Source organism: Candidatus Desulfolinea nitratireducens, assembly GCF_982879505.1.
Window position 1 is genome coordinate 9,119 of the sequence record NZ_CEYOSI010000093.1, and the last position, 3,485, is coordinate 12,603.

General features: G+C 49.3%; 3 protein-coding genes. All 3 read right to left on the reverse strand.

Annotation, left to right across the window (positions count from 1 at the left end; all coding sequences use genetic code 11):
* Positions 1–887 (reverse strand): metallophosphoesterase family protein (locus tag AC3DOM_RS09650; protein WP_487918833.1); only part of this gene is annotated, 887 nt, incomplete at its 3' end.
* A 49-nt stretch (positions 888–936) separates the two neighbouring features.
* Complete coding sequence (locus AC3DOM_RS09655) at positions 937–2,385, reverse strand: trimethylamine methyltransferase family protein (protein ID WP_487918834.1); 1,449 nt, start codon at positions 2,383–2,385, stop codon at positions 937–939.
* Between the two features lie 10 nt (positions 2,386–2,395).
* A partial coding sequence (locus AC3DOM_RS09660) for a carbohydrate kinase family protein (protein ID WP_487918835.1) occupies positions 2,396–3,485 on the reverse strand: 1,090 nt, incomplete at its 5' end.

Genomic DNA, 3,485 nt, shown 5'->3' on the forward strand with positions numbered 1-3,485 from the left:
AGGGCTCCTTGCAAAATTCCCTGCTCATACATACTTCCAGGGTTAATGCATAGCGTCTTGTGGTACTTGCGAATACCTTTTCCTTCATGAATATGTCCAAATAAACCTAGAAGCGGCTTGTATTTTTTAATAAGCTTGAGCACAGCCTCACTGCCAACTGGCACTAAAGATTGTCCTGCGTTGGCAAGATGTAAATCTTCAGTTAATTCTGGGGCCTCATCAAGGCCACTACCAAAAGGTGGCGCATGTAAATTGAAAATAGCTGTTCGCGGGTTCTGTAGCTGGCTTGCTATTATCTCAATCCGTTCCAGTAAGGTTTCGTCATCCTCTTCTCTGTGAGTATCCCAGGGAGTGGGGTTGGTCCAGCCAGAGTTGATCATCTCATGATCTTCGTCCAAATGGATCAATTTTCCTTCTACTAGTTCAATGTGTTTGGAAGCCTTAATAAGATCATCGATCTCAAACATATCGTCATTGCCAGGGCAGACATAGCATCGCATACCTGTACCGGCTAATTTTTCGTCAGCATAGTCCATCCAGCGTTGGACTGTATTAATTACCTGAACGAGAAATACTTTGTCCGACTGGCCTGGCATCGTTGATATCTCCTTTACTTCTTCAGGCGTTGTTACGTACGGATAGTAGCCTCTATTCTGAATGGTTTTTACCATTTCATTTACATTTTCCTGCCCATCCAGGATTGACTCTTGATCCAGCAAAGTGACTTTGTACTTGTTTTTACCCTGAGCAATGATAGGGATGATCGCCTTACCGGTCATATCCCCTCCTAATATCAGCACATCGGCCTCATAAAATTTACCGGCGTTAATGAACTTCTTCCAGCAGATTTCTGACCCATGCACATCAGTCGCAAAATATAACTTCATCCTATAGTATTCCTTTCACCCGTATAAAAATACAAAATCCCAAATATGCTTACCAACCTTCGGGCATTTCCAACTCACCAGAAACCATTCCGTCGAACTCGGCTCGAATTTGAGCATCAACTTCTGGGGAAATGAGATCAGAAGTTTCCTTGCCCAAAATATCACGGACGCGTTGCATCGCATGGGCGTGTGCATCCAGCGAACCTTTCTTTTCCCAGCCTTCACGCGCATCGCGGTCTGCGATTTTTGGCAGCAGGGCTTCGGTCTTCATTCGTTTGACCGTATGTTTATTCGTCATAAAGGAACCACCTGGCCCAGCATCGGCAATCACATTCAGCGCCAGGTTCTCTTCACTAAACTCAAACCCGCGTTTGACCTGTTTCAACATTTGGGCTATCTCACCATCGATCACGGCTTTGGCGAAATCGAATATCTTTAGCGCATCCAGCAGGCCGCCCATATTCAGCATATCCATTCCAGCCAGGACGCCCGCCATGGTGGATAAACCGGTTTCAAACCCGGACTGCGCATCGTTGATCTTTGCGTTGGTCAACCCGATATAGCCACCACTCGGTACATTGTAAAAACGAGCCATCTGTGCGCAACCCATATGCAGCATGCCGCATTCGATGCCACCCGAGGCATAAGCGCCGGTGCGCATATCGGCCACAGTCGGTAAAGTGGCATAGATCAGCGGCGTAGCCTCCTGAACCATTTGCATTAATATCGCGGCAGCCAGGAATTCGGCGTTGCCCTGAACCAACGTGCCTGTCATGGACATGGGCGAAGTCAGCCCAGCATTTGGCACAATGCTGGGATAGACCGGCAATTTGTTTTTAGCAAAATAGATCAACATTTCGGTCGAGTCGTAATCCATAGTTAGTGGAGAAACAACAGGGCAAAAATGGTGCGTAATAAAAGGATGCTCGCGATAGGCTTCCTCGCTGCCAGCGATCAGGGCCCCAAGTCGCAGGATCATTTCAGCATCCTTCAGATCTTTGTTATTGATGCGAATCGGTTTCAGGCAGTGCTTTAAGGATGGATAAATGCGAGATAATGTAAACTGTTCGGGTGGTGCATCATCCGCCAATGTGGAGACAGAGAAGACATCGTAGCCGGGAAGTTCGTTGATCAGATGAGCTATCCGGGCGATATCATCTGACCGGGAACGTCTTACTTCTCCGGTAACCGGATCAATGATGTCGGGGGCTGAACTAGCCGTAACAATAACCGGACCTTCGTCTGGGAGAGTGCGATCAAATTGTGGATCGCGGCCCCGAAAAGTGAAGGTGGGAGGCATCATGGCCCGAAATTGCTCAACAACCTTGGGCGGAATTTTAACGATCTGCGTTTCCGGATCTGCCATGCATCCATGCTTGCCATAGATGTCGCGTGCCATTGGATGGCGGACCAGCAGGCCGACGTTTTCAAGAATTTCAAGCGAAGCTTCATGGATTCGTTCGACTTGTTCTTGCGTTAGAAGAGTAGCATAAGCCATAATAATTCCCTTAAAGTTGGTCCTTCCCACCCGAACGGTCCGGTTTGGACAGCAACTGCGATCCGGTTACCCGTCGGGCCAGGTTGCGCGTTTTTCGTTCCAGTGATTTTTGCTGGAAGGCAATAACCTTGCTGATTTTATGGAACTGGTTATCGCGGTAAGTAAGATATTCCACTTCAAGCGTGGCAGCCAGCGCCTCTATCTCTGTCTGTGGAAACATCTCCAGCCCAGCACGTGTGACCTTCAGCGAAGCAGCTGCAGTGGCAAAGCGTGCTGTCTTTTCTATGCTCCAGCCCTGCAAATAGCCAAAAGAAAAACCCGAAGAGAAGGCTGCCCCCGCGCCAGCAGCATCTATCGCCCTGACCTTCGGCGCAAAAACACGCACGGCATTCTTTCCCTCTGCCACGAGGCATCCCTCGGCGGCCATAGTGATGACAGCCATCTCAACCCCGGCATCGATCAGCTTACGCGCCGTATGGAGCAGGGCGCGGTTTTTACCGAGTTGTGCAGCGTCAGTCACCGCCTGGCAAATAAAGGTTAGTTCAGCATAGCGCTTCAACAGTTTCAGGTTCTTATGACCGTGTTCCAGATTAAGGAATACCGGTACTCCCAAACGATCTGCCTCTTTCATTGCACGAGTGATGTGCTCTTCCCCATCGTACCAATCCACATAGAGCAGGCGGGCATCCTTGATGAGAGACAGATCCGCAGTGTCCAGCGTGGCCAGGATTTCTTCGTTACGCTGCCAGAAGAAAGTGCGCGCACCTTTTCTATCTGATACATCTACCTCGAGAGGGGTTGGATATGCGTCTGTGAAGCGCACTTCTCCTTGCACGCCCCATTCTTCCAACTGATGCGCCAATGCATGGCCGCGCGGGTCGTTGCCTACCGCTGTACCGATGATGCCAGTTTCCACACCCCATTGCCGCAGACAGCAGGCGACAATAGCGGCGTCATCGAAAACAAATTCTTTGACTTCATTCACCCTTGCGCCAGTGTTGTGGCGCGGAAATTGATCCACGGTCATAATGATGACCGGTGTCAACATGCCAAAGCCGACATAAGCGGGGGAAGTTAATTTTTGTTTTGACATATTTATC

Excerpts from the sequence above, each read along its gene's own strand:
- AC3DOM_RS09655 (WP_487918834.1), bottom strand. The coding sequence starts at position 2,385 with ATGGCTTATGCTACTCTTCTAACGCAAGAACAAGTCGAACGAATCCAT.